Origin of the sequence: Anaeromyxobacter dehalogenans 2CP-1 (assembly GCF_000022145.1) — a bacterium.
Lineage (GTDB): Bacteria > Myxococcota > Myxococcia > Myxococcales > Anaeromyxobacteraceae > Anaeromyxobacter > Anaeromyxobacter dehalogenans.
Genome location: NC_011891.1, coordinates 3552515 through 3578725 on the forward strand (window position 1 = coordinate 3552515; position 26211 = coordinate 3578725).

A 26211-nucleotide genomic window follows, 5' to 3' on the forward strand; every position below is an offset into this window, starting at 1 on the left:
GCGCCGCGGTCCCCGCCCCCACCAGGCGCGCTCCGACGTGGGATGCGCGGCGGCCGCGGCCGATTAGGCCATCCTTTCACAAGGAGGCGCCCGATGGCGTCGATCCACAAGCACGTGACCCGCGAGATGGTGTCCCTCGAGGCGACCGCGCCGATCCGCGAGGCGGCGCGCCTCATGTCGGAGCGCAAGATCGGCTCGGTGGCGGTCCGCGACGGGGGCCGGATCGTCGGCCTGGTGACGGAGCGCGATCTCGTCGCGACCGTGCTCGCGCGCGGCGCCGACGCGAACCATCCCATGCGCGAGGCGATGCGCCAGGGGCTCCCGCGCGTCTCCAGCAGCGCCACCGAGGTGGAGGTGGCCGGGCTGATGCGCGACCACACCACCCGCCACCTGCTCGTCGAGGAGGGCGGCCAGGTGGTGGGCGTGGTCTCGATGCGCGACATCATCCAGCTCATGCTGGACGAGAAGCAGTTCCTCATCGAGCAGCTGCAGACGTACATCGACGGCCGCTGACGCACCCGCGCCGCGGCTGCGCGACGGCGCGCAGGCATTCACCATCCGTCAACGACGCCGGCGGGACGACCCGGCTCGCCTTGCGGGTATTCCCCGCGTGGGGCCTTCTTTTGCCCACGTCCGGGGGATACCCCCGATGGACCGAGGTCTACGACGACGATGCGCATCGCGGTGCTACGTGAGGGGGCGCCCGGAGAGCTCCGGGTGGCCCTGGTCCCCGAGAACGTCACACGGCTGGTGAAGCAGGGCCACGAGGTCCGCGTGGAGCGCGGCGCGGGCGAGGCCGCCGGCTTCCCCGACGCGGCCTACACGGCGGCCGGCGCGCAGGTGGGCGACGCGGCCGCCGCGCTCGACGGCGCGCGCGTGGTCGCGGCGGTGCAGCGGCCCTCCGAGGCGCAGGTGGAGCGGCTCCCGCCCGGCGCGCTGCTGGTCGGCCTGCTCGCGCCGCACGCCGCCGGGCCGCTCCTCGAGCGGCTCGCCGCGCGCGGCGTGGACGCGATGGCCATGGAGAAGGTCCCCCGCACCACGCGGGCACAGTCCATGGACGCGCTCTCGTCGCAGGCCACGCTCGCCGGCTACAAGGCCGTGCTGCTCGGCGCGAGCGCCCTCCCCCGCATCCTCCCCATGATGACCACCGCGGCCGGCACGCTCGCGCCCGCGAAGGCGTTCGTGGTCGGCGCCGGCGTGGCGGGGCTGCAGGCGATCGCCACGGCGCGCCGGCTCGGCGCCGTGGTGTCCGCGTTCGACGTGCGGCCGGTCGTGAAGGAGCAGGTGCAGTCGCTCGGCGCCGCGTTCGTGGAGGTGCCCGCGGTGGCCGCCGAGGGCACGGGCGGCTACGCGAAGGAGCTGGGCCAGTCCGAGCAGGAGCGCGTCCTCGCCGCCATCGCCGGCCACGTGAAGGACATGGACCTCGTGATCACCACCGCGCAGATTCCGGGCCGGCCGGCGCCGCGCCTGATCACCGCGGACATGGTCCGCTCCATGCGGCCCGGCTCGGTGGTGGTGGACCTGGCCGCCGAGACCGGGGGCAACTGCGAGCTGACGCGCGCCGGCGAGACGGTGGTGGACGCCGGCGTGTCGGTGATCGGCGCGGTCAACCTCCCGTCCACGGTGCCGTTCCACGCCAGCCAGATGTACGGCCGCAACGTGGTCACGCTGCTCGCCCACCTGTTCAAGGACGGGAAGGCGGACCTCGACGCGCAGGAGGAGATCGCCGCCGCCATGCTGGTGGTGCACGGCGGGAAGGTGCGGGCCTGACCACATGCTCGAGCTCATCCAGATCTACGTCTTCGTCCTCGCCGGCTTCGTCGGGTTCTTCGTCATCACCCGGGTCCCGGCGCTGCTGCACACCCCGCTCATGTCGGCCACCAACGCCATCAGCGCCATCTCGCTGGTGGGCTCGCTGGTGATGGCCGGGGCGGAGCGCGGGCTGCTCGCGAACGTCCTCGGGTTCGTGGCGGTCACCTCCGCGACCATCAACGTGGTGGGCGGCTTCATCATCACCGACCGCATGCTCAAGATGTTCAAGCGCGCCGACCGGGCGGGAGGCCAGAAGAAGTGAGCCCGCGCACGCTGTTCATCGAGGCGGCGTACCTCGCCGCGTCGGTCCTGTTCATCCTCGGCCTCCGCAGCCTCACTATCCCGGACAAGGCCCGCCGCGGCATGCAGCTCGCCGCCGTCGGCATGCTGCTCGCGATCGTGGGCACGCTCGTGCACCACGATGTCGTCCACTACGGGTGGATCCTGGCCGGCCTGGCGCTCGGGTCGGCCATCGGCTACCCGCTCGGCGTCTACGTCCCCATGACCGCGATGCCGCAGCGCATCGCCATCTCGCACATGTTCGGCGCGGTCGCCGCCACGCTGGTGGGCGTCGCGGAGTACTGGCACCTGGGCAACGGCGCCCAGGTGGGCCGCGGCACGATGGCGGCGCTGGGCTTCGAGGTGCTGTTCGGCGCCCTCACCATCACCGGCAGCTTCATGGCGTTCGGGAAGCTCCAGGAGCTGCTCCCCTCGCGGCCGGTCACCTTCCCCGGCCAGAACGTGGTCTCGCTGCTGATGTTCGCCGCCGCGCTCGGGCTGTTCGGCTGGCTCATCCACGATCCCGGGGCGCACCCGGCGGCGTTCTACGCCATGGTCGGGCTGGGGCTGCTGTTCGGGGTGTCGCTGGTGCTCCCCATCGGCGGCGCAGACATGCCGGTGGTCATCTCCCTGCTCAACTCGTACGCCGGCCTGGCGTCGTCCGCGACGGGCTTCGCCATCGGCAACAACGTGCTCATCATCGCCGGGGCGCTCGACGGCGCCTCGGGCTTCATCCTGTCGATCATCATGAGCCGGGCGATGAACCGGTCGTTCACGAACGTGCTGTTCGGCGCGTTCGGCTCGGCGCCGGCGGCGTCCGCCAAGACCGCCCAGGGGCTGACGGTCCGCTCCATCACCCCGGAGGACGCCGCCATCCAGCTCGCGTTCGCGCGGCTCGTGATCGTGGTCCCCGGCTACGGCATGGCTGTGGCGCAGGCGCAGCACCAGGTCCGGGAGCTGGCCCAGCTCGTCGAGAAGAACGGCGGGACGGTGCTCTACGCCATCCACCCGGTGGCGGGCCGCATGCCCGGCCACATGAACGTGCTGCTCGCCGAGGCGGACATCCCCTACGACAAGCTCAAGGAGATGGACGAGATCAACGACGAGTTCCAGAACGCCGACGTGGCCCTGGTGATCGGCGCGAACGACGTCGTCAACCCCGCGGCGCGGAACGATCGCGCCTCGCCCATCTACGGGATGCCCATCCTCGACGTGGACAAGGCGAAGCAGGTCATCGTCATGAAGCGCTCGATGAACCCGGGCTTCGCGGGCATCGAGAACGAGCTGTTCTACGCCGAGAACACCTCGATGCTGTTCGGCGACGCGAAGGCCTCGCTCGCGAAGCTGGTGCACGAGGTGAAGCAGCAGTCCTGAGCCTCGCGGCTCGCGCGCCGCCGGGCGGCGCCGGCGACGCGAGGACGGCACGGGCCCCGCGCACGACGCGCGAGGCCCGTGCTGCCTCCGGCGCGAACGGCGCTACTTGTTCGAGTCCGCCTTCACCTCGATCGCCATGGGCTTGTCGCCCTTGAGGTTGAAGGACGCCTTCACGTCCTGGCCGGGCTTGAGCTGCGTGAGCCGGGCGGTGTTGCCGTCCAGCTCCACCTTGGTGTTCCGGTCGCAGTGGAGCGTCGCGGTGGTCGCGTCGTCGCGATCCAGCGTGATGGCGGTCTGCGACACCTTGGAGATCTTGCCCTTGATGTCGAAGTCCTTCTTCGACATCTCGTCCCGGCGCTGCTCGGCCTGCGCCGTGTTCTGGTGCATGCCCGGCTCGTTCGCGCTCCCGGTGCCGGTCTGATCGCGCGTCCACTGCCCGGCGCGATCGGCCGAGCTCTTCGTGTCGCGCGCGGCCGCCTGCCCGGCCTCCTTCGTCTCCTCCTTGGTGCTCCCCAGGCGGTCGTTCGCCGCCGCCGTCCCGGCGAGCAGCAGCGCGCCCATCAACACAGCCAGTTTACGCATGGTCCCCTCCTGGCGGGCGTCTGCCCGTCCGACGCAGAAGGTAGGCACGCGCCCGCACGAGCGCGACGCGCCGCGAAGGCGGCGGGGGGAGCGGGCGCCCGGGCACCGTGCGGGGGTGCGCGTCCCCCGCGCGCCGGCGCTCACGCGGTCTCGATGGAGGCCGCCTGCTGGAGGCCCAGCTCCTGGATGGCGGTCTCGCGCATCTTGTACTTCTGGACCTTGCCGGAGACCGTCATCGGGAAGCCGTCCACGAACTTGTAGTAGCGCGGGATCTTGTAGGTCGCGATCTTGCCCTTGCAGTAGGCGCGGACCTCCTCGCCGGTCAGCGTCACGCCGGGCCGCAGCTTCACCCAGGCCATCAGCTCCTCGCCGTACTTCACGTCGGGCACGCCGATCACCTGCACGTCGGAGACGCCCGGGATCGTGTAGAGGAACTCCTCCACCTCGCGCGGGAAGATGTTCTCGCCGCCGCGCAGCACCATGTCCTTGATGCGCCCGACGATCTTCACGTAGCCGTGCTCGTCGATGGTGGCGAGGTCGCCGGTGTGCATCCAGCGGCCGTCGTCGATGGCCTCGCGGGTGGCGTGCGGATCGCGCCAGTAGCCGAGCATCACCGAGTAGCCGCGGGTGCACAGCTCGCCCGGCGTGCCGCGCGGCACGATCCGGCCGGTGGTGGGATCGACGATCTTGATCTCGACGTGCGGGTGGACCTGGCCGACCGTGGTCACCCGCTTCTCCAGCGGATCGTCGGTGCGCGACTGCGTCGACACCGGCGAGGTCTCGGTCATGCCGTAGCAGATGGTGACCTCCGGCATGTGCATGTCCTTCTGGACCTTCTTCATGACCTCCACCGGGCAGGGCGAGCCGGCCATGATCCCGGTGCGCAGCGAGGAGAAGTCGAACGCCTGGAACTCGGGGTGATCGAGCTCCGCGATGAACATGGTGGGCACGCCGTACAGCGCGGTGCAGCGCTCCTGCTGCACGGTGCGCATCACCGTGAGCGGGTCGAAGTTGTCGAGCGGGATCACCATGGCCGCGCCGTGCGTGGTGATGGCCATGTTGGCGAGGACCATGCCGAAGCAGTGGTAGAACGGCACCGGGATGCACACCCGGTCGGCGTCGGTGTAGCGCAGGAACTCGCCGATGAAGAAGCCGTTGTTGACGATGTTGTGGTGCGAGAGGGTGGCGCCCTTGGGGAACCCGGTGGTGCCGCTGGTGTACTGGATGTTGATGGGGTCGTCGAACTGGAGGTCGCGCTCGAGGCGCGCCAGCTCGTCCTCGCTGAAGCGCAGCGCGTCGTGCTTGAGGGCGCCCCACTCGTCGTCGATGACGATGGTCTGGCGCAGCTCGGGGCAGCGGAGCCGCACGTCGCGCACCATGGCCACGTAGTCCGCGTTGCGGAACGTCCGCGCGAGCAGCAGCGTGGACACGCCCGACTGCTTGAGCGCGTACTCCAGCTCGTGCACGCGGTAGGCCGGGTTGATGTTGACCAGGATCGCGCCGATGCGCGCCGACGCGTACTGGATCACCACCCACTCGTACCGGTTCGGCGCCCAGATGCCGACGCGGTCGCCCTTCTTGACGCCGCGGACCAGCAGCCCGCGCGCCACCAGCGACGTCTCCTCCCAGAACTGCCGGTAGGTCGCGCGGTAGCCCTGGTACACCGACACCAGCGCGTCGCGATCCGGGAACCGCTGGACCGTGCGGCGCAGGTTCTCGCCGATGGTCTCGCCGAGGAGCGGCGTGGTGGACGGCCCGCTGACGTAGGATGGTGCGTTCAAGGCTCTGCCTCCGGGAGGGGAAACGGGGGCGGAATCCTAGACGCGCGCGGGCCCGGGTGGAAGGGTGTGCGTGCGCGACGCCGCGCGTCACGCACGATCGCCGTGAGGACCACGCCGCGCCGGCTACGGCTCGAGCACCAGCGAGCCCGTGGTGGCGCGCGCCTCCAGCGCGCGGTGCGCCTCGGCCGCCTGCGCCAGCGGCAGCGCGCGGCCGACCTCCACCTTCACCGCCCCGCTCCCGACCACCTCGAGCAGCTCGGCGGCGCTGCGCTCCAGATCCGCGCGCCGCGCCACGTAGGTGAACACGCTCGGCCGCGTGAGGTACAGCGAGCCCTTGCGCGAGAGCAGCAGCGGGTCCAGCGGCGGCACCGGCCCGGACGCGTTGCCGAACGTCACCATCATGCCGAGCGGCCGCAGGCAGTCGATGGAGCCGGCGAAGGTGGTCTTGCCGACCGAGTCGTACACCACCGGCACGCCCTCGCCGCCGGTGATCTCCCGCACCCGCGCCACGAAGTCCTCGCGCGTGTACACGATGGCGTGGTCGCAGCCGTGGGCGCGCGCCAGCGCCGCCTTCTCGTCGCTGCCCACCGTGCCGATCACGGTCGCGCCGAGCGCCTTCAGCCACTGGATCGCGATGAGCCCGACCCCACCTGCCGCCGCATGCCAGAGGACCACGTCGCCCGCCTTCACCGGGTAGGTGCGCCGGATGAGCACCTGCGCCGTGAGCCCCTTCAGCATGGCGCCGGCCGCGGTGCGGTCGGAGATCGCGTCGGGCAGGCGCACCAGCCGGTCGGCCGGGACCACCCGCGCCTCGGCGTAGCAGCCCGGCCCGCCGACGAACGCGACCCGGTCGCCCGGGCGGAAGTGGTCCACGCCCGCGCCCACGGCCTCCACCCGCCCCGCCGCCTCGACGCCCAGGCCGGCCGGGAGCTGCATCGGGTACAGGCCGGACCGCTGGTACACGTCCACGAAGTTCACGCCGGCGGCGGCGATGTGGAGCCGGGCCTCGCCCGGCCCGGGATCACCGACGGTAACGTCCTCCAGCTTCAGGACCTCGGGGCCGCCGTGCTCGTGGAACCGGATCGCGCGCATGCATCCGTCCTAACCCGGCCGGCGTGCGCTCGCACCGCCCGGTTCGCCGCAGGCGGGGCGGGCAGGCGGGCAGGCGCGGGCGGGGCGGCGTGCCGAGATTCGGCCCGTGCGCACCGCCCTCCCCGCCGTGCTCGCCCTCTCGCTCGCCTGCGGAGGGGGCGGCCCCGCTCCTGCGCCGCCCTCCGCGAGCCCCCCGCCGCCGGCGGCGCCGGACCCGGTCCCCACGCCGCCGTCCGCCGCGCCCGCCGCCGCGCTCACCATCGAGCGGCTGGACGCGTCCGGCGAGTGCGCCGGCCTGGTGCCGGACGGTGCGCCCGAGCCGGTGATCCTCGCGCGCGCCGCGCCGGCGGACGCGACCTGCGGGGCGGCGCTGTCGGATGGGACCGGGCAGGTGGCCGCGGCGGCGCGCGACGCCGGCGGCACGAGCTGGCAGGTGTTCGACCCGGGCGGCGCGCCCGGGCGCACGTTCCGGGCCTGGCCGCTCCTGACGCAGCCCTCGGGCTGGCTCGGGCTGGCCCAGGACGACGCCGCCCCGGGCGGCCCGGCGGTGCGCGTCGTCGCGCTCGCGAGCGACGGCGCCGCGGCGGGCGCCGAGACCGTGTCCTCCGATCCGGCGCTGGCCGTGCTGCGCGGTGCGAGCCTGGCCGGCGATCCGTCCGGCGGCGCGCTGGCGCTGGTCGCCGACACCGCCGTCGCCGGCAACCACTGGAGCGCGCTCCACGCCCAGCGCTTCGACGCGGCCGGCGCGCCGCGCTGGGCCGAGCCGGCCCGCTTCGGCGCGCGCAGCGAGTCCGACGTGACGTTCCTGGTGGGCGGCGTCTCGCGCAGCGGCGAGGCGCTCGCGGTGTGGCAGCGCTCGGCCTGGGTGGACGTGGCCTGGCTGGACGGCGCCGGCGGCGCGCTCGCCGTGGGCGAGCTGGTCGAGCGCTCCGCCGACCTCACGGGCTCGAGCGCGCTCCGGCACGAGCTGGAGCTGGTGCCGCTGCTCGACGGCGGGCTCGCCCTGCGCGCCGACGGCGCGTTCCGGCGGGTCTACCCTCGGCTGGCCACCACCAGCGCGCCGCTCCCCGGGTGGCTGGCCGGCCGCGCCGGGTGGAGCCTGCGCTTCACGCGCGGCAACGCGGGCTACGCGCTGCTGCCGCCGCCCGGCGCGGCCGCGGCGGACTGCGCCCAGGCCATCGAGCTGCGCGCGCCCTCGGGGCGCCTGTGCGGGCGGATCTGGCTGCGCCGGCCGGGCGTCGGCGCCTGCACCACCGGCGCGGTGGACCAGGGCTGGGACGGCACGGTGTCGCAGCAGGACGCGCAGGGCGCCTGCAGCTGGCGCGTCTGGCCGCGGCTCCTGGCGCGCTGATCAGCGCAGCGACGCCATGATCTCCTCGAGCACCGCCGGCGGCGGCCGCACCCGCGCCTCCGGCAGCGTCGCCAGCGGCGCCTCCACCATCCGGAGCTGGTCGGTCAGCGAGGCCGCCTTCGCGTCCACGAAGAACACGCCGGTGAGCACCTCGCCGCGGGCGGACGCCTCCATCAGCCGCGCCACCGCCCGGGTCCGGTCGCGGGGGTCGAACCCCTCCTCCAGCTTCCGGAGCCGCAGGTGCGCGCCGTCGTGCAGCTCGACGTCGACCGTGGTGCCGGGATCGTAGTCCACGGTCACGTCCTCGAACGCCGGCACGTACGACAGCTCCTGCAGCGGCGCGTCGTGCTCCTTCACGTACGCGAACGAGCGCGTCGAGCCCTCGTGATCGTTGAACGTGACGCAGGGCGAGAGCACGTCGAGCATGGCGGTGCCGCGGTGCGAGAGCGCCGCCTTGAGCATGGCCGAGAGCTGGCGCTTGTCGCCGGAGAAGGAGCGGCCGACGAAGGTGGCGCCGAGCTGGACGGCGAGCGCGCAGGTGTCGATGGGCGGCAGCTCGTTCGCGACGCCGCTCTTCAGGCGCGAGCCGACGTCGGCGGTTGCGGAGAACTGGCCCTTGGTGAGGCCGTACACGCCGTTGTCCTCGACGACGTAGAGGATGGGCAGGTTGCGGCGCATGAGGTGCGCGAACTGGCCGATGCCGATGGACGCGGTGTCGCCGTCGCCGGACACGCCCACCCCGACGAGCGTCCGGTTCGCGAGCAGGGCGCCGGTCGCGACCGCCGGCATGCGCCCGTGCACGGCGTTGAACGCGTGCGAGCGGCTCATGAAGTAGGCGGGCGTCTTGGACGAGCAGCCGATGCCGGAGAACTTGGCCACCCGCTCGGGCGGGACACCCAGGTCGAACATCGCCTCGAGCAGGCGCTCGGAGATGGCGTTGTGCCCGCAGCCGGCGCACAGGGTGGTCTTGCCGCCCTTGTAGTCCGCGATGGCGAGGCCGAGGCGGTTCTGGCGAGGGGCGGCGGCGCCGGGGGGAACGGGAGCGGCCATGGTCACCTCGCCTCCTTCGCCAGCAGCTCGTCGGTCACCGAGCGCGCGTCGAGCGGGAGCCCGTGCACGTGGGCGATGCCGCGCAGCCGCGGCACCAGCTCGGCGGGGAGATCCAGCTTCAGCAGCGCGGCGAGCTGGCCGTCGCGGTTCTGCTCGACCACGTAGACCCGCTCGTGCGCGCGCACGAACGCCTCCACCTCCCGCGAGAACGGGTAGGCGCGGACGCGCAGGTAGTCGGCCTCGAGGCCCGCCTCGGCCGCGAGCTGCGCGCGCGCCTCCAGGATGGCGGGGTGGGAGGAGCCGTACGCGACGATGCCCACCGGCGCGCTGCCGCCGCCGTGCCGCTCCGGCGCCGGCAGGAGCGCGCGGGCCCCGTCGAGCTTCCGCGCCAGCCGGGCCATGTTCTGCTCGAACACGGTCGGGCTCTCGCTGTACGCCGACGCGTCGTCGTGGCCGGTGCCGCGGGTGAAGTACGCGGCGCGCGGGTGATCGGTCCCCGGCAGCGTGCGCCACCCGATCCCGTCGCCGTCCACGTCGCGGTAGCGGGCGAAGCCGCCCAGCCGCTCGAGGTCCTCCTTCGAGAGCACCTTGCCGCGGTCGATGGGGCGGTCGGGGTACGGGAACGGGTCCGCCATCCAGTTGTTCATCCCCAGGTCGAGATCGGTCATCACGAACACCGGCGTCTGCAGCCGCTCGGCGACGTCGAACGCCTCCACGCCCATCGCGAAGCACTCCTCCACCGAGCCCGGGAACAGCAGCACGTGCTGCGTGTCGCCGTGCGAGAGGAACGCGGTGGAGAGCACGTCGCCCTGCGACGTGCGGGTGGGCAGGCCGGTGGACGGGCCGACGCGCTGGACGTCGAAGATCACGACCGGGATCTCGGCGTAGTAGGCGAGCCCGACGAACTCGGCCATGAGCGAGAGCCCCGGGCCCGCGCTCGCGGTCATGGCGCGCGCGCCCGCCCAGCCGGCGCCGATCGCCATGCCCACCGCCGCCAGCTCGTCCTCGGCCTGGACCACCGCGTAGGTGGCCCGGCCGTCCGCGTCCACGCGGTGCTCGCGGAGGTGGCCGATGAGCGTCTCGACCAGCGAGGACGAGGGCGTGATCGGGTACCAGGCCACCACGGTGACGCCGGCGAACAGCGCTCCGAGCGCCGCGGCGGAGTTCCCGTCCACGATGATCTTCCCGGCGGTCGCGTCCATGCGCCGGACCGAGAGGCGGTCGCGCTTCTCCAGCGTGCCGGCGTGCTCGAACCCGGCGCGCGCCGCGGCCACGTTCAGCTCGCGGGCCCGCGCCTTCTGCCCGAAGACGCGCCCGATGGCGCGCTCGACCTCGCCCATCTCGATCCCGAGCAACCGCGCCAGCACGCCCACGTACGCCATGTTCCGCAGGAGCTTCCGGAGCCGGGCCTCGCTCGCGACCGGCGCGATCACCTCGTCGAACGGGACCGGGTAGAACACGAGGTCGTCTCGCAGCGAGGCGAGCGCGAGGGGCGCGTCGTAGACCACGGCGGCGCCCGGGGAGAGCGCGCGCACGTCCTCGCGCGCGGTCTCCGGGTTCATCGCGACCAGCAGGTCGATCTCCTTCTTGCGCGCGGTCCAGCCGTCCCGGGACGCACGCACCGTGTACCAGGTGGGCAGCCCCGCGATGTTGGAGGGGAACAGGTTCTTGCCCGAGACCGGGATGCCCATCTGGAACAGCGACCGCAGCAGCACCGTGTTCGAGCTCTGCGAGCCCGAGCCGTTCGCGGTGGCGACCTGGATGGAGAAGTCGTTGACGAGCGGAGGCTGGGACGCGCGGCCGGCCCCCGCCTCCCCCGCTGCAGTGCTGTGCTCGAGCATGGCGCTCCGGGTGCACGAGAGATCGACGGGACGGAGATAACGGGGCGTGGGGGCCGCGCCAGCCAGCCCCCGGGTCGGTACCCGTCGGCGACCCGCGCGGGCATCCCGTGCTCGCGCCTCGCGTGCGCGTCCCGGCCCACTGGCCCCCCGGGCAGGCCCCCGCGCGTCCGCTTGCCCGGTGCCGTCGCGGCGGGCACTCCTGCCCCCGCTCGAGCCCGCGCTCCGCGGGCGGGCCCCGAGGAGCACCTTTTGATCCGTCTCGACCTGAGGACGTCCCTTCCCCTCGCCTGCGCGCTCGCGCTGGCCGCCTGCTCGAGCGGCGGCGGCGACGGCCCGTCCGCCGCGACGCCCGCCGTGAGCGCGCGGGGCGGGACCGGCCGCACCAGCACCGGCGGCGGTGGCGGCGCGTTCATCGTCTCCGTCACGCCGGGCGGCGGCGTCTCGCTCCGCCCCGGCGTCGCGCCCCCCGCGCTCGCCATCCCGATCGTGCCCGCGCCCGACCTGGGCGCGAACCCGCGGACCCTCTCCTCCGACGCGACGCTGCTCGCCGCGGGCCCGATCCTGGGCGACGACGGCGCGAGCCCGGCGACCGGCCTCTGGGTGAAGGCGGGGGCGACGCTCACGCTGGATCCGGACGGATCCGCCGTGGCGTACCTGCTGGTGGACGGCGCGATCCGGGTGGACGGGACCGTCGTCACCACCCTGTACGACGCCAGCCAGTCCACCGCGACGATCTCGCTCCGCGCCGCCGCGCTGCACGTCTCCGCGAGCGGCCGGATCGACGGCACGCCGCCGGACTCGGCCGGCGACGGGCTCGGATCGGGCGGCGTGACCGTGCGCACCTCGGGCGCCATCGTGAACGCGGGCGCCATCCTCGCGCGCGGCGGCCGCGGCACCTCCGGCGGCCACGCCGGCGAGCTGGATCTCGGCGCCTCCGACGGGCCGCTGGTGAACACCGGGGTCATCGACGGGTCCGGCGGTGAGGGCACCGACGGCGCCGGCGGCTCCGCGATCGCCGCCTCGCTGTGGGGCATCTGGGGCGAGGCGGGCACCTGCGACGCCCACAACCTCGGCCGCATCGTCGCGCGCGGCGGGAACGGCGCCCGCGGCGGCGGCGACGGCGGGTACGTGTACCTGTCCGGCTGCGCGGTGGGCGACACCTTCAGCGCGGGCGAGCTCGACGCCTCGGGCGGCGCGGCCACCGTGGACGGCCCCGGCGGCGCCGCCGCGGGGACCGCCCTCGAGGCGTCGGACGGCCGGGCGCTCGTGGCCGGCGTGCTGCGGGCGCGCGGCGGGCGCGCGGCGAACGGGCCCGGCGGCGCCGGTGGGAGCGTGGCGGTGCTCGCGACCGGCTCGACCGGCGCGGTGCGCGCGGTGGTGCTCGCCCAGCTCGACGCGGGCGGCGGCGACGGCACCGTGGGCGGCGACGCCGGCGCGGTGGTGGTGAGGCAGGAGGGCTTCGCCGACGGCGACGTGCGCGTCGAGGTGGGGACCGGCGCGGTGGACGCGGGCGGCGGTGACGGCGCCGACGGCGGCGGGAACGGCGGCTGGATCGGGGTCGACGGCGCGAGCGCGCCGACGATCTCGCCGGCGGCGGTGGCCGCGGACGGCATCGCGATCGAGGCCGCGCTCCGCGCCGCCGGGGGCGCCGGGGGCGCCGGCGAGGGCGGCGTGGGCGGCCACGTCCACCTGGCGGGCTCGCACGTCGCCTGCGGCGCGGTGGCCGTGGACGGCGGCGCGTCGGCCGCGACGGCGGGCGGCGTCGGAGGGACCGTCGACCTGGCCTCCTCCACCGCGGCGACCGCGGTGGCGGCGCCGCTCACCGCCCGCGGCGGCGCGGGCACGCCGGCCGGCGCGGCCGGCGCGGTGACGATCGATGGAGCGGCGAAGCCGCTCGACGGCGGGGTGTACCGGCCGTAGTGCACGGACGGGGGTGAGGGGCGGCTCCGCGCGGGGGCCGCCCCTCACGTTTCAGCCGGCGATCACCCGAGGACGAGCAGCAGGTCCTCCTTCTCGACCTTGTCACCCTCCTTGAAGCGGACCTCGGCGACGCGGCAGTCGCCCTTCGCCTTGACGTTCGTCTCCATCTTCATCGCCTCGGTGACGAGCAGCACGGCGCCGGCCTTCACCTCGTCGCCCGGCTTCACGTTCACCTTCAGCACCTTGCCCGGCATGGGCGCGCCCACGTGCGCCGGGTTGCCGCGCTCCGCCTTCACCCGCGCCGCCGACGCCTGCGCGGCCGAGGCGTCGCGCACCGTGATGGTGCGCCCCTCGCCGTTCAGCTCGAAGATCAGGTCTCGGGTCCCGTCCTTCTCCAGCTTGCCCATCGAGACCAGCTTCACGATGAGCGTCTTGCCGGGCTCGATCTCGACGCTGGTCTCCTGGCCGGGCTCGAGGCCCCAGAAGAACACCGGCGTCGGGACCACCGAGGTGTCGGAGAACGCCTCGCGGTGGCGCGAGAGCTCCGGCCAGACGTTCGGGTAGAGCAGCCAGGACACGAGCGCCTTGTCGTCCACCGGGTGCCCCACCCGCTCCGCCGCCCTGCGCCGCTCGGCCTCGAGGTCGGCCGGCTCGAGCAGCTCGCCCGGGCGGCAGGTGATGGGCTCCTGGCCGCGGAGCAGGATCTCGCGCAGCCGCTCCGGGAACCCGCCGTGCAGCTGGCCGAGCATGCCGCGGGCGAGCCCCACCACCGACTCCGGGAACGCGAGCTCGTTCGCCTTGTCGGTGAACAGGTCCTCCGGCTCGAGCCCGTTCTTCACCAGGAACATGGCCATGTCGCCGACCACCTTCGACGACGGCGTCACCTTCACGATGTCCCCGAACAGCAGGTTCACCTTCCGGTACATGTCCTTGCACTCCTCCCACCTGTCGAGGAGGCCCAGCCCGGCCACCTGCGGCTTGTAGTTGGAGTACTGGCCGCCCGGGATCTCGTGCCGGTAGACCTCGGCCGTCCCGCTCTTCAGGCCCGACTCGAACGGCGCGTACCAGTCCCGCACCGTCTCCCAGTAGTTCGCGAGCTGCTGCAGCCCGTCGCGATCGAGCTTCGGGTCCCAGGCGCTCCCCTCCAGCACGGCCGCGAGCGAGTTCAGGTTCGGCTGCGCCGTGAGGCCGGAGAGCGGCGACAGCGCCGCGTCGACCACGTCCACGCCGGCCTTCGTCGCCTCGAGCAGCGTGGCGGAGGCCACGCCGGAGGTGTCGTGCGTGTGCAGGTGCACCGGCAGGCCGACGGCGTCCTTCAGCGCCTTCACCAGCTTCGCGGCCGCGAATGGCTTCAGCAGGCCCGCCATGTCCTTCACCGCGAGGAAGTGGGCGCCCATCCGCTCCAGCTCCTTCGCGAGCTTCACGTAGTAATCGAGCGGGTACTTGTCGCGCCTCGGGTCGTCGATGTCGCCCGTGTAGCAGACGGCCGCCTCGCACACCTTGCCCTGCCGGCGCACCGCCTCCATGGCGACCTTCATGCCCCGGGTCCAGTTCAGCGAGTCGAACACGCGGAACACGTCGATCCCCGACCTCGCCGCCTCCTCCACGAAGCGCTCGACCACGTTGTCGGGATAGTTTGTGTAGCCGACCGCGTTCGAGCCGCGGAGCAGCATCTGGAACAGGACGTTCGGGACCTCCTTGCGCAGCTTGTGCAGCCGCTCCCAGGGATCCTCGCGCAGGAAGCGCATCGCCACGTCGAACGTGGCGCCGCCCCACATCTCCAGCGAGAACAGCCCGGCGCCGAGCACGCCGGTCGCGGGCGCGATGCGGAGCAGGTCGTGGGTGCGCACCCGCGTCGCGAGCAGCGACTGGTGCGCGTCGCGCATGGTCGTGTCGGTGAACAGCAGCCGCTTCTCGGCGAGCACCCAGCGCGCCAGCCCCTCCGGACCGCGCTCCAGCAGGATGTCGCGGGTGCCCTTGGGCCGCGGCCGGGTCAGGTCCACCTTCGGCAGGCGCGGCTCACGGATGTCCGCCGGACGCGTGGCGCGCGACACGCCGGGCGAGCCGTTCACGGTCACGTCGGCGAGGTAGCGCAGCAGCTTCGTCCCGCGGTCCTTGCGCTCCGACTGCGCCAGCAGCTCGGGGTGGTCCTCGATGAAGGAGGTGTCGCAGCGGCCGGACAGGAACACCGGGTGCCGCATCACGTTCTCGAGGAACGCGATGTTCGTCTTGACGCCGCGGACGCGGAACTCCTGCAGCGACCGGTCCATCACGTGCGCCGCGGCGTCGAGCGTCAGCCCCCAGGTCGTGATCTTCACCAGCAGCGAGTCGTAGTGCGGCGTGATCACCGCGCCGGTGAACGCCGAGCCCGCGTCGAGCCGCACGCCGAAGCCGCCCGGCGAGCGGTACGCCTTCAGCACGCCGTAGTCCGGCGCGAAGCCGTTCTGCGGGTCCTCGGTGGTGATGCGGCACTGCACCGCGAACCCGCGCCGCTGCACGTCCTGCTGCCGCGCGATCCCGATCTCCGGGTCGGAGAGCCGCCTGCCCTGCGCCACCAGGAGCTGCGCCTGCACCAGGTTCCGGCCGGTGATGCTCTCGGTGACCGTGTGCTCCACCTGGATGCGCGGGTTGACCTCGATGAAGTAGTGGCGCCCCTGCGGGTCCACCAGGAACTCCACCGTGCCGGCGTTCCGGTAGCGCACCGACCGCGCGATCTTCAGCGCGTCGCCGCAGATCGCCTCGCGCTGCGCCTCGGTGAGCGCGAGCGAGGGGGCGAACTCGACCACCTTCTGGTGGCGGCGCTGGATGGAGCAGTCGCGCTCGAACAGGTGGACGAGCTCGCCGTGGTGGTCGCCCAGCACCTGGACCTCGATGTGCTTGGGGCGCTCGATGTAGCGCTCCAGGAACACCGCCGCGTTGCCGAACGCGGCGCGCGCCTCGCTGCGCGCCGAGACCAGCCCCTCCAGCAGCTCCTTCTGGCTGCGCGCCACGCGCATGCCGCGGCCGCCGCCGCCGGCGCTCGCCTTGATGATGATGGGGTAGCCGTGCTGCTTCGCGAAGATGAGCGCCTCCTCGTCGTGGAGGATGGGCTCGGGGGTGCCGGGGACCACCGGCACGCCGGCGGCCTGCGCGGCCTTGCGGCCGGCCACCTTGTCGCCCAGCTTGCGCTGCATCTCGGAGGTCGGGCCGACGAACGCGATGCCGGCGCGCTCGCACGCCTCGGAGAACTCCGGGTTCTCCGAGAGGAAGCCGTAGCCGGGGTGGATCGCGTCCACCTCCAGCCGCCTCGCCAGCTCCACGATCTCCTCGATGCCGAGGTAGGCGTCGATGGGCGGCTTCCCCTTGCCCACCAGGTAGGCCTCGTCGGCCTTGTAGCGGTGCAGCGAGAGGCGGTCCTCCTCCGAGTAGATCGCGACGGTCTGGATGCCGAGCTCGGTGCAGGCTCGGAAGATCCGGATCGCGATCTCGCCGCGGTTCGCTGCCATCACGCGCTTGAACGGGATCGTCATGTCGGGCTCCGGGACGACGGGGCGGCGCGCGCACGCGAGGCGTGCGCCGTTGGCGGGGTCGAGGGTCGATGGCGATCGCCGTCCGCTCGGGGCGGGCGAGGAACGGGGCGTCGAGGATCAAGTCGGGCGTCGCGGGCTCGGCTCGGTCCAGCGGTTCGGCGTCGGGGGCGAAGTGGAGCACAGCCTGCCGCACCGTGTCGAGGGGCGTCGCAGGGCTCCCGCCTGATTCTCCGGTCGGCGACCGGAGCGGTCGACGAGACCGATCGTGAACGCGCCGGAGCGGACCGCGGCGGCGCGGGCGCCGAGCTACCCGCGCGCCAGCAGGTACCGCCCGAGCTCCTGGTCCACGCCGGCGATGTGGCGGCGGAGCCAGTCGGAGATCCAGTTGTGCAGCGTGAGCGCGGCGAGCGGGCTGGCGCCGCTGCGCTGGACCTCACCCGCGAGATCCTCGAAGTCGCGCCGGAACGCGTCGTGGGCCGCCTTGTGCGCGGCGTACTCCGGGAACCCCACCGCGCGCATCTCCCGCTCCTCCGCCTCGAAGTGCTCGACCACGTAGTCGGCGAGGAACTCGAGCAGCGGCTGGACCTCGGACCGGTCGCCGGCGCGCAGCGCCACGATCAGGCGCTCGGCGCGGCGGAACAGCTCCTGGTGCTGGGCGTCGATCTCGGCCACCCCCACCGAGAGCGACGGCGTCCACTCGATCACCATGGGGCGCCCAGTATCCCCGGTCGCGGTCCCGGACGCCACGGCCCCGGCGCCGCAGCCCCGCTCACCGGCTTGCCCGCAGGTGCCGCGCCAGGTGGGCGTCGGTCGCGCCGATGTGCGTGGCCAGCCAGTCGGCGATCCAGGTCTCCGCCCGCACCGTGATGGCGGCGCTCGGCCCGGCCCGCTCGAACAGCTCGCGGAGCGCGTGGTACTCGCGCACGAAGCGGTCGTGCGAGGCCTTGTGCACGGTCAGGCCGGGGAAGCCGGTCTCGGACATGAGCCGCTCCTCGTCCGCGAAGTGCTCGACCACGTAGCTGCCCAGGAACTCGAACAGCGGCGCCACCTCGGCGCGGTCCCCGCGCGCCATGGCCTGCACCAGCGACTCGTACCTGCGGAACAGCTCCTGATGCTGCCGGTCGATCACGTCGTGACCGAGCTCCAGCGCCGGGCTCCAGCGCGCGCTCATCCGGTTTCCCCCTCGACTCCCCCGGCGGCACAGTCCCCCGGCCGACGCATTCGGGGTAGTCCCTCGTCCCGGCGACCGCGCGCCCGTGTCCCCATGCGTGCGCGTGCGCGAAAACCTTGCCGGCTCCGCGCCGCGCGAGGTGGAGCCAACCCCGCGAAAAGGCAGGGCGTCCGGCGAAGACGCGCGGCACGAAAGCTGCTATCTTCGCCAGTTCCGCTCCACATGGGGCCGTGGAACCCCTCCGAAGGCACCTCGACGATGACGGCCAGCACCTCCCCCCGCGAGATCCCGTTCAACTACACCTCGGCCGACGACCGGCAGGCCATCTCCCACCTGCTCGGTCCGCACGTCTGGCAGAAGCTCGAGGAGCTGCGCGGCCTCCGCGTCACCGGCCGCAGCGCGCGCCTGCTGATGCGGTTCTTCGGCGAGATCCTCATCCACCGGCGCAACCCGTTCCTGTTCCAGGAGCTGGTCGAGTCCCGCGCCCGGCGCCGGCGCTTCTTCTCGAACATCGAGACCGACCTCGGCCTGGTCGAGCGGAACGCGAACGGCGAGGCCCGGGTGCTGGAGGTCCTCTCGGAGAGCCGGCAGCTCCTGGTGGCCTTCCGCCAGGAGGTGGAGGGGACCCCCGAGCTGCGGCGGCGGATGCTGCGCGAGCTGGGCGCGGTGGTGGGCAAGGACGCGGTGCTGTTCGACCCGTTCACGCTGGTGTCGCACGCCACCGACGCCACCGACTGGCGCCTGCACCTGCCGGTCGCGGTGGTGATGCCCGACGACGAGCGCCAGGTCGCGCCGGTGCTGGCGGGCATCGCGCGGCTGGGCCTGAAGGCCATCCCGCGCGGCGGCGGCACCGGGCTCACCGGCGGCGCGGTGCCGCTGCGGCCCGGCTGCGTGGTGGTGAACACCGAGAAGCTGAACCGGATCCGCGGCGTCTCCGAGCGCGCGTTCACGCTCGCGGACGGCCGGACCGCGGCGGCGCAGGTGGTGGACCTCGAGGCGGGCGTGGTCACCGAGACCGCCATGGAGCACGCCGCCGCGCGCGGCCTGGTGTTCGCGACCGACCCCACCAGCGCCTGGGCCTGCACCATCGGCGGCAACATCGCCGAGAACGCCGGCGGCAAGGACTGCGTGCAGTGGGGCACCTGCATCGACAACCTGATCTCCTGGCGGATGGCGATGCCGTCGGGCCGGCTCTGGACCGTCCGGCGCACCGATCACCAGCTGCGCAAGATCCTCCCGGAGGACACGGTCACCTTCCAGGTGGCCGACCAGGACGGCGCGGTGGTGAAGACGGTCGCGCTGCGCGGCGCCGACGTCCGCAAGAAGGGGCTCTGGAAGGACATCACCAACAAGGCGCTGGGCGGGGTGCCGGGCCTGCAGAAGGAGGGCACCGACGGCGTCATCACCTCGGCGGAGTTCATCCTCTACCCCGAGTTCGAGGTGAAGCGGACGCTGTGCCTGGAGTTCTTCGGGCCGGACTTCGACGAGGCCTCGCGGGTGATCCTGCAGCTCGCCCGCGCCTTCCCGTTCCCGAACGACGGCAAGGAGACGCTCACCGCGCTGGAGCACTTCGACGACGAGTACGTCCGCGCCATCGACTACAAGGTGAAGGCGGCGCGGGCCGAGACGCCGCGCGCGGTGCTGCTCATCGACGTGGTGGGCCACTCCGCCGAGGAGGCGGCGCGCGGCGTGGGCACGATCCGCGGCATCCTCGACGAGCACCCCAACACCGAGCTGTTCGAGGCGCGCGACGCGGCCGAGGGGAAGCGCTTCTGGGCCGACCGCAAGAAGCTGGGCGCCATCGCCCGGCGCACCAACGCGTTCAAGATGAACGAGGACATCGTCCTCCCGCTCGACCAGCTGGCAGGGTTCGCGCGGTTCGTCGAGGACATGAACGTGGAGGAGGAGCGGTACGCGCAGGGCCGCCTGGTGGACCGGGCCGAGGAGCTCCTGCGGAGCACCGAGCCGCCGCGCGAGGACCCGGAGTGGCTGGCCGGCAAGATCCCCGCCGCGCTCGAGCGCTGCGCCCGCGCCCGCGACGCCATCTCGCGCGCGGGGCCGAAGGACCTGCGCGCCCTGGCGCTGCTGGAGGACTTCCGCCGCGACCTCGCGAAGCTGATGCGCGGCTGGCCGGAGCTGACCCGCGCGGTGGACCGCGCGCACCAGGAGGTGCGCGACCGCCTGGTGGTGCTCGCGACGCACATGCACGCGGGCGACGGCAACGTCCACGTGAACATCCCGGTGCTGTCCAACGACCGGCCCATGCTGCGGCGGACCGAGCACGTGCTCGACGTGGTGATGGAGAAGGTGGTCTCGCTCGGCGGCGTGGTCTCCGGCGAGCACGGCATCGGCGTCACCAAGCTCAAGTACCTCGAGCCCGAGCGCATCGAGGAGCTGTCGGCGCACCGCCGCGACGTGGACCCCGGCGGCCTGATGAACCCGGGCAAGCTCGAGGACGTGGACGTGCTCGACCGCGTCTTCACGCCGTCGTTCAACCTCCTCGAGCTCGAGGCGCGCATCCTCAAGCACGGGCAGCTGGAGGAGCTGGCCCGCGCCATCGCGCACTGCGTCCGGTGCGGCAAGTGCAAGCCGGACTGCTGCGTCTACCACCCGGCGCGCGGCATGTTCTTCCACCCGCGCAACAAGAACCTGGCGATCGGCTCGCTCATCGAGGCGCTGCTCTACGACGCCCAGCGCAAGCGCTCCACGCGCTTCGAGCTGCTGCGGTGGCTGGAGGAGATCGCCGACCACTGCACCATCTGCCACAAGTGCCTGAAGCCCTGCCCGGTGGACATCGACTCCGGCAAGGTGTCGATCCTGGAGCGCGAGATCCTGGCGAGCTGGGGCTACAAGCACTCGACCGCGGCGACCCGCGCCACGCTCGGCTACCTCGACAGCCGGTCGCCCACCTACAACAAGCTGTTCCGCGCCGGCGTGGTGCAGATCGGCGGCGCGCTGCAGCGGGCCGGCTGCGAGGTGACCGCGCCGTTCCAGCCCAAGGACGCCGCGCCCCGGCTCTACCCGCTCCAGCTGCTGCGCGCGCCCATGCCGCCCGCGCCGCCCGAGACGCTGCGCGACGTGATCCCCGCGTGCGAGCAGGACCAGGTGCTGGTGTTCGAGCCGGACGGCGGCGCGGAGGCCGAGCGGACCGTCTTCTACTTCCCCGGCTGCGGCTCGGAGCGGCTCCAGTCGCACATCTCGATGGCCGCGCTGCACGTGCTGACCCAGCTGCGCACGCGCGTGATCCTGCCGCCGCCGTTCATGTGCTGCGGGTTCCCGCAGCAGGTGAACGGGAAGGCGGACACGCACTCGCAGACCATGCTGCGCGACACGATCCTGTTCAGCCAGATCCGCGACATGTTCGCGCACCTGCAGTTCGACGGGTGCATCGTGACCTGCGGCACCTGCCGCGAGGGGCTGGCGGAGATGGAGGCGGGCCAGCTCTTCGGCGGGCGGCTGGTGGACGTCACCCGCTACGCGCTGGAGCGTGGCCTGCGGCTGGAGGGCTCCGGCGACTTCCTGTACCACGCGCCCTGCCACGACTCGCTCGACGGCAAGGCGCAGGAGGTGCTGGTGAAGCTCGGCGGCTTCGGCAAGGTGGAGGCGGTGCCGCACTGCTGCTCCGAGGCCGGGACGCTCACGCTCTCGCGGCCGGACATCACCGACGCCATGCTGCACCGCAAGCGCGCCGCGTTCGCCGAGGCGCTCGAGACGCGGCCGGGCGGCGCCACGGTGCTCACCAACTGCCCGTCGTGCGTCCAGGGCCTGGGCCGCAACACGCCCATCGGCGTCCAGCCCAAGCACCTCGCCATCGCGCTGGCGGAGCGCATCAGCGGTCCGGGCTGGCTGGAGCTGTTCCGGTCGAACGCCGCGCGCGCGCACGCCGTGCACTTCTGAGGCGGCGCCGTCCCTCCCGCCGGCGCCCGCCGTGCGGCGCCGGCGCGTGCGCGCGCGCCCCGGCTGCGTTCACGCATGGTGATCGACCGCCGCGGCGCCGCGCCGCCCTCCCTCGATCGGATCAGTCGATTTCCCGCCCCGGCCCCTTCTCAGGTGCCTGCGATGCGTGCAGACTGCCCGATCTTCGAACGCGGGATCGCGCCCGCAACGAAAGGGAGAGCATGACCAACAAGATGGATGAGAGGCTGGAGTCGATGTACCAGGACGTGCTTCGCCGCAACCCGGGCGAGGCCGAGTTCCACCAGGCGGTGCGCGAGGTGCTCGAGACGCTCGGGCCGGTCCTCGCGAAGTACCCCGAGTTCCGCGAGCGCAAGATCATCGAGCGCATCTGCGAGCCGGAGCGGCAGATCATCTTCCGCGTGCCGTGGCAGGACGACCGCGGCGAGGTCCACGTCAACCGCGGGTTCCGCGTCCAGTACAACAGCTCGCTCGGCCCGTACAAGGGCGGCCTGCGCTTCCACCCGTCCGTCTACCTGGGGATCATCAAGTTCCTCGGGTTCGAGCAGATCTTCAAGAACGCGCTCACCGGCCTGCCCATCGGCGGCGGCAAGGGCGGCTCCGACTTCGACCCGAAGGGCAAGTCGGACAACGAGATCATGCGGTTCTGCCAGAGCTTCATGACCGAGCTGTGGCGGTACATCGGCGACACCACCGACGTGCCCGCCGGAGACATCGGCGTGGGCGGCCGCGAGATCGGCTACATGTACGGTCAGTTCAAGCGCCTCACCTCGCGCTACGAGGCGGGCGTGCTCACCGGCAAGGGCCTCGACTACGGCGGCTCGCTGGTCCGCACCGAGGCGACCGGCTACGGCGCCACGTTCTTCGTGGAGGAGATGCTGAAGGTCCGGAAGGACTCCTTCGACGGCAAGCGCTGCGTGGTCTCCGGCTCCGGCAACGTGGCCATCTACACGATCGAGAAGATCACCCAGCTCGGCGGCCGCGTGGTCGCGTGCTCCGACTCCAACGGCTACATCCTCGACGAGAAGGGCCTCGACCTCGACCTGGTGAAGCAGCTGAAGGAGGTCGAGCGGCGCCGCATCAAGGACTACGTCGAGTATCGCAGCCACGCGCGCTACGTCGCCGGCGGGAACATCTGGGAGATCCCGTGCCAGGTGGCGATGCCGTCCGCCACCCAGAACGAGATCAACGGCCACGACGCCAAGACGCTGGTGAAGAACGGCTGCATCGCGGTCGGCGAGGGCGCGAACATGCCCACCACGCCCGAGGGCATCAAGGTGTTCCTCGACGCGAAGATCTCCTACGGGCCGGGCAAGGCCGCCAACGCCGGCGGCGTCGCCACGAGCGCGCTCGAGATGCAGCAGAACGCGACCCGCGACAGCTGGACGTTCGAGTACACCGAGAAGCGGCTCGCGAACATCATGAAGAACATCCACCAGAACTGCTACGAGACCGCCGAGGAGTTCGGCGCCCCGGGCAACTACGTGGTGGGCGCGAACATCGCCGGGTTCATCAAGGTGGCGAAGGCGATGGTGGCGCACGGGCTCATCTGAGCTCGGGCGCAGGCACGGTCTGAGAGGGGCCCGGCGGCGACGCCGGGCCCTTTCTGTTTCTTCGGGCAATGAGGGTGCGACGGGGGTCGGGGGCGGTGCTGCTGGCCGTGGGCGGGGCCGCGGGATCGGCTTGCGAGAGGCGAGCGGGCGGGGCGTTGGGCGCGGGGACGCGTGCGGGGGCGGCGTGGGTGGTCACCGTGAGTGACTGTTTGCGGCCCAACGGGAACCTTCTTCGCGCTTGACGGCGTCGGCCTGGAGAGCGGCTTGCGCGAGCGGAATTGCTGGGGCGCAGGGCCCTGGAGCGTTCATAGGGCGCGGCTGAGGCGCTGGAGGACGTGGCGAGGGGTCGCGGAGGTCTGGGTGCGTTCGCGCGGCTGAGGCGATCCTCACGCGTTTTACGGAGGGCGGAATCCGCGTGCGATGCTTCGTCCATGGACACCGCACTCGAGTTCACGAAGCGTCTCGCCGCCCTGCTCCGCTCCGAGCGCCACGCCATGGCGGAGTTCCTGGTCGCGCTCGCGGAGTTCGACCGGCGGGCGCTTTGGCAGCAGCGCGGGCACACGTCGCTGTTTTCGTTCCTGCGTCGCGAGCTGGGGCTGTCCGCCGGCGCGGCGCAGTACCGCAAGACGGCGGCGGAGCTCATCCAGCGGTACCCGGCGGTCGAGGGTGCGCTCCGGGACGGGAAGCTGTGCCTGTCTTCCGTCTGCGAGCTGGCGAAGGTGGTGACCACCGAGAACTGCGCGGAGATCCTGCCGCGGTTCTACGGGCTGTCGAGCCGGGACGCGGCGGAGGTGGCCGCCTCGATACGGCCCGTGGAGAACCCGCCCCGGCGCGAGGTCGTCGTGCCGGTTCGGGCGGTCTCGGTCGCCTCGGCAGTGACGGCGCCTGCCGCGGAGCCGGTTCTATTTCGGGCGCCCGAACTGAATGTACCCGGCCGGGCTGAGCCCGCGGGTCATCTGGAGGCCGTTCCCAGTGAGGCAGAGTGCGCTCGCAGTGGCCCGGAGTCCGCTCGCAGTGAGCCTGTCGACCTGCGAGCTGCGACCCCTGCCGCGAAGCCCAGCTCCGTCGACTGGCTCGATGGGGATTCGGCGCGCATGCACCTCACCGTCTCCAAGGCGTTCCTGAAGAAGCTCGAGGCGGCCCGGGATGCGCTCTCCCATGCCATGCCGGGCGCGTCCCGCGAGAACGTCCTCGAGGCTGCGCTCGACCTGCTCCTCGCCGACCGTGACCGTCGCAAGGGGCTCACCGCTCGGCCGCAGACGAAGCGTCGTCCCTCCAAGCCCGATCACGTTCCCGCCGACGTTCGCCGCGAGGTCTGGCGACGGGACGGCGGGCGGTGCACCTTCGTCCTTGCGTCCGGCGAGCGCTGCGGCTCCACCCACCAGCTCGAGCTCGACCACATCGTCCCGCGAGCGCGCGGCGGGGCCTCCACCGCGGGCAACCTTCGCATCCGTTGTCGTGGCCACAACCTCGAGGAGGCGCGGCGGGCCCTCGGCGACGGCCTGATGGACGCCTACGCTCCGCGGCCAGGGCGGGGCAACGGCCTACCGCCGCGGCAACGTGATCGGCACCTCGATCCGCACGGGCTCGCCCTCGAAGCGCGGGAACGCCATCTGACGCGCGGCGGACTTCAGGCAGGCGCCGAGCTCGGTGGAGCCGATCGTCACGTCGTCGAACGTCGGGTACGTGGCCGCGCCGGCGGAGGTGATGGCGACGCGCAGGTTCACGGTGCGTCCATCCAGCGTCAGCCCGCGGCCGGGCCGGGCCTCGGCGAGGCACGCGTCGAACCGTGGGCGCGAGGCCGCGATCACCTGCTGGATGCGCTCGGGGGTCAGGGTGCCGGACGCGTCGGCAGGGGCGGCGGGGGGTGAGGCCGGCGCGCGTGAAGGGCGTGGGGGCTCGGCGGCGGGGCGGGCGGGTTCGGCGCGCTCGGGCGCGGGCGCGGGGGCCGTGGCGGGGGCCTCGGTGCCGGGTGCGGGTGCAGCGCCGGGGGTCGGCTCCGCGGCTGCGGGTGCCTGGGCCGGGCCGGGCGGGGCCACGGGCGCCGGCGCGGCCTCGGGGGCCTTCGCGGCGGGCGCGCTGGCGGGACCGGGCTGGCGTGCGGGCGCGGTGCGGCCGGCGCCGCGCCACACGGCCACCGCCACGATCCCGAGCATCACCAGCACGCCGATCCCGATGAGCTTCAGCGGGGCGCCGCGCTGCTCGGTGGGTGGCCGGGGAAGGTCGGGAACGCGAGGCATGGGCAGCGGCGGCGCGGGGGGCACCGCAGGCTCGGTCTCCACCGCGGGCAGCTCTCCGGTCCCCTCGTCACCGGACGGCGGCGGGCCGGAGCGGGGACCGCGGGCGAGCGGGAGGCCGGTGCCGTCGCCCAGCGAACCCTCCTCGAAGAGATCGACATAGCCGGCGTCGGTGGGCTCGACCTCGGCGCGCGGGTCGGGAGCGGGCGCGGCGGGGACGGGCCTGGCACCGCTCTCGTCGAGCGCCTGGGGCAGCGACGGCTCGGCCGGCGGCGCTGGCGCGGCGGGGGGAGGCTCGACGGCATCGACCGCGGGCCGGGGCGCGATCTCGCGCTCGGGAACCGGCTGGGACGGGATCTCCGCGGTGGCGGTCGGCACCGGGGTCGGCGCGGGCCGCGGCGGTGCGGCGGCGGGAAGAACCGCCGCGCGACGCGGCGGCGCGCCGGCCGGGGTGCCGTCCGCACCGGCGGCGGGCCCCTTCAGCACGATGACGTGCCCGCACGCACGGCACTTGAGCTTGTACACGCGCCCGGGCACGGGCGTGTCCGCGGTCGCGTACCGCTTGCCGCACCGGTCGCAGGAGAATTTCACGCGGGGATCCTACCGGCGCGATCGCGCGCGGCGCAAGCAACGGTCCCTGTCGCATGCCCGCGGGACCGCTCCGCCCCGGGCTACCCCGCCCTCCTGCCGCACCATGACGGCCTCACCGAGCACCTCGCCGGCGCACGGGGACGGCGAACCCGG

At 73.1% G+C, this 26211-nt stretch carries 16 protein-coding genes and 1 pseudogene; 9 read left to right on the forward strand and 8 right to left on the reverse strand.

From position 1 onward, the window contains the following. Window positions 1–93: 93 nt before the first annotated feature. The 4 genes from A2CP1_RS16135 (at window position 94) to A2CP1_RS16150 (ending at window position 3465) form a co-directional block, all read left to right on the forward strand. Window positions 94–513: a CBS domain-containing protein gene (locus A2CP1_RS16135; protein ID WP_015934357.1), complete on the forward strand. Its 420-nt coding sequence runs from the start codon at window positions 94–96 to the stop codon at window positions 511–513. A gap of 159 nt (window positions 514–672) precedes the next feature. Then, window positions 673–1770 (forward strand): Re/Si-specific NAD(P)(+) transhydrogenase subunit alpha, encoded by a 1098-nt coding sequence (locus A2CP1_RS16140; RefSeq protein WP_015934358.1) that lies wholly within the window; start codon window positions 673–675, stop codon window positions 1768–1770. A 4-nt stretch (window positions 1771–1774) separates the two neighbouring features. After that, a complete protein-coding gene (locus tag A2CP1_RS16145) occupies window positions 1775–2074 on the forward strand; it encodes an NAD(P) transhydrogenase subunit alpha part 2 (protein WP_011422058.1) in 300 nt (99 codons plus the stop codon). Then, complete coding sequence (locus A2CP1_RS16150; RefSeq protein ID WP_015934359.1) at window positions 2071–3465, forward strand: NAD(P)(+) transhydrogenase (Re/Si-specific) subunit beta; 1395 nt, start codon at window positions 2071–2073, stop codon at window positions 3463–3465. The genes A2CP1_RS16145 and A2CP1_RS16150 overlap by 4 nt, the downstream gene beginning before the upstream one ends. A 102-nt stretch (window positions 3466–3567) precedes the next feature. Here A2CP1_RS16150 and A2CP1_RS16155 read toward each other — a convergent pair whose 3' ends face one another. The 3 genes from A2CP1_RS16155 to A2CP1_RS16165 all read right to left on the reverse strand — a co-directional run bounded on the left by A2CP1_RS16155 (window position 3568) and on the right by A2CP1_RS16165 (window position 6920). Beyond that, window positions 3568–4047, reverse strand: a complete 480-nt coding sequence (locus A2CP1_RS16155) for a hypothetical protein (RefSeq protein ID WP_015934360.1) — start codon at window positions 4045–4047, stop codon at window positions 3568–3570. A 140-nt stretch (window positions 4048–4187) separates the two neighbouring features. Continuing rightward, a complete protein-coding gene (locus A2CP1_RS16160) occupies window positions 4188–5828 on the reverse strand; it encodes an AMP-binding protein (RefSeq protein ID WP_015934361.1) in 1641 nt (546 codons plus the stop codon). Between the two features lie 123 nt (window positions 5829–5951). Next, window positions 5952–6920: a quinone oxidoreductase family protein gene (locus A2CP1_RS16165; RefSeq protein ID WP_015934362.1), complete on the reverse strand. Its 969-nt coding sequence runs from the start codon at window positions 6918–6920 to the stop codon at window positions 5952–5954. 106 nt (window positions 6921–7026) lie between these two features. Between A2CP1_RS16165 and A2CP1_RS16170 the strand changes: the two genes are divergently transcribed. Next, window positions 7027–8271: a hypothetical protein gene (locus tag A2CP1_RS16170; protein ID WP_015934363.1), complete on the forward strand. Its 1245-nt coding sequence runs from the start codon at window positions 7027–7029 to the stop codon at window positions 8269–8271. On the opposite strand, the gene A2CP1_RS16175 is transcribed toward A2CP1_RS16170, so the two are convergent. Together A2CP1_RS16175 and A2CP1_RS16180 are read right to left on the reverse strand one after the other, a co-directional pair. Then, window positions 8272–9321, reverse strand: a complete 1050-nt coding sequence (locus A2CP1_RS16175; RefSeq protein ID WP_015934364.1) for a 2-oxoacid:ferredoxin oxidoreductase subunit beta — start codon at window positions 9319–9321, stop codon at window positions 8272–8274. A 2-nt stretch (window positions 9322–9323) separates the two neighbouring features. Then, complete coding sequence (locus A2CP1_RS16180) at window positions 9324–11162, reverse strand: 2-oxoacid:acceptor oxidoreductase subunit alpha (RefSeq protein ID WP_015934365.1); 1839 nt, start codon at window positions 11160–11162, stop codon at window positions 9324–9326. Between the two features lie 249 nt (window positions 11163–11411). On the opposite strand from A2CP1_RS16180, the gene A2CP1_RS16185 reads away from it, so the two are divergent. Further along, on the forward strand, window positions 11412–13082 hold the full coding sequence (locus A2CP1_RS16185; protein WP_015934366.1) for a hypothetical protein: 1671 nt from the start codon (window positions 11412–11414) through the stop codon (window positions 13080–13082). A gap of 62 nt (window positions 13083–13144) precedes the next feature. Here the strand turns inward: A2CP1_RS16185 and A2CP1_RS16190 are convergent, their stop codons facing one another. From A2CP1_RS16190 to A2CP1_RS16205, 3 genes are all read right to left on the reverse strand, one after another. Beyond that, on the reverse strand, window positions 13145–16591 hold the full coding sequence (locus tag A2CP1_RS16190) for a pyruvate carboxylase (protein WP_015934367.1): 3447 nt from the start codon (window positions 16589–16591) through the stop codon (window positions 13145–13147). Window positions 16592–16897: 306 nt separating this feature from the next. Further along, window positions 16898–17299: a bacteriohemerythrin gene (locus tag A2CP1_RS16200; protein WP_012527110.1), complete on the reverse strand. Its 402-nt coding sequence runs from the start codon at window positions 17297–17299 to the stop codon at window positions 16898–16900. Window positions 17300–17360: 61 nt separating this feature from the next. Then, window positions 17361–17762: a bacteriohemerythrin gene (locus A2CP1_RS16205; RefSeq protein WP_015934368.1), complete on the reverse strand. Its 402-nt coding sequence runs from the start codon at window positions 17760–17762 to the stop codon at window positions 17361–17363. A 258-nt stretch (window positions 17763–18020) separates the two neighbouring features. On the opposite strand from A2CP1_RS16205, the gene A2CP1_RS16210 reads away from it, so the two are divergent. The 3 genes and pseudogenes from A2CP1_RS16210 to A2CP1_RS23025 form a co-directional block, all read left to right on the forward strand. Next, window positions 18021–21659 (forward strand): DUF3683 domain-containing protein, encoded by a 3639-nt coding sequence (locus A2CP1_RS16210; protein ID WP_015934369.1) that lies wholly within the window; start codon window positions 18021–18023, stop codon window positions 21657–21659. Between the two features lie 233 nt (window positions 21660–21892). Further along, entirely contained in the window at window positions 21893–23230 is a 1338-nt protein-coding gene (gdhA, locus tag A2CP1_RS16215) for an NADP-specific glutamate dehydrogenase (protein WP_342626127.1), read from the forward strand. Between the two features lie 431 nt (window positions 23231–23661). Next, window positions 23662–24771: pseudogene (locus tag A2CP1_RS23025) on the forward strand (HNH endonuclease); the annotation flags it as partial. Window positions 24772–26211: the final 1440 nt, after the last annotated feature.

Bases quoted from the DNA above. Each gene is read 5' to 3' on its own strand.
- A2CP1_RS16135 (WP_015934357.1), top strand. From the start codon at position 94: ATGGCGTCGATCCACAAGCACGTGACCCGCGAGATGGTGTCCCTCGAG.
- A2CP1_RS16140 (WP_015934358.1), top strand. From the start codon at position 673: ATGCGCATCGCGGTGCTACGTGAGGGGGCGCCCGGAGAGCTCCGGGTG.
- A2CP1_RS16145 (WP_011422058.1), top strand. From the start codon at position 1,775: ATGCTCGAGCTCATCCAGATCTACGTCTTCGTCCTCGCCGGCTTCGTC.
- A2CP1_RS16155 (WP_015934360.1), bottom strand. From the start codon at position 4,047: ATGCGTAAACTGGCTGTGTTGATGGGCGCGCTGCTGCTCGCCGGGACG.
- A2CP1_RS16165 (WP_015934362.1), bottom strand. From the start codon at position 6,920: ATGCGCGCGATCCGGTTCCACGAGCACGGCGGCCCCGAGGTCCTGAAG.
- A2CP1_RS16175 (WP_015934364.1), bottom strand. From the start codon at position 9,321: ATGGCCGCTCCCGTTCCCCCCGGCGCCGCCGCCCCTCGCCAGAACCGC.
- A2CP1_RS16180 (WP_015934365.1), bottom strand. From the start codon at position 11,162: ATGCTCGAGCACAGCACTGCAGCGGGGGAGGCGGGGGCCGGCCGCGCG.
- A2CP1_RS16190 (WP_015934367.1), bottom strand. From the start codon at position 16,591: ATGACGATCCCGTTCAAGCGCGTGATGGCAGCGAACCGCGGCGAGATC.
- A2CP1_RS16200 (WP_012527110.1), bottom strand. From the start codon at position 17,299: ATGGTGATCGAGTGGACGCCGTCGCTCTCGGTGGGGGTGGCCGAGATC.
- A2CP1_RS16205 (WP_015934368.1), bottom strand. From the start codon at position 17,762: ATGAGCGCGCGCTGGAGCCCGGCGCTGGAGCTCGGTCACGACGTGATC.
- A2CP1_RS16210 (WP_015934369.1), top strand. From the start codon at position 18,021: ATGACGGCCAGCACCTCCCCCCGCGAGATCCCGTTCAACTACACCTCG.
- gdhA (WP_342626127.1), top strand. From the start codon at position 21,893: ATGGATGAGAGGCTGGAGTCGATGTACCAGGACGTGCTTCGCCGCAAC.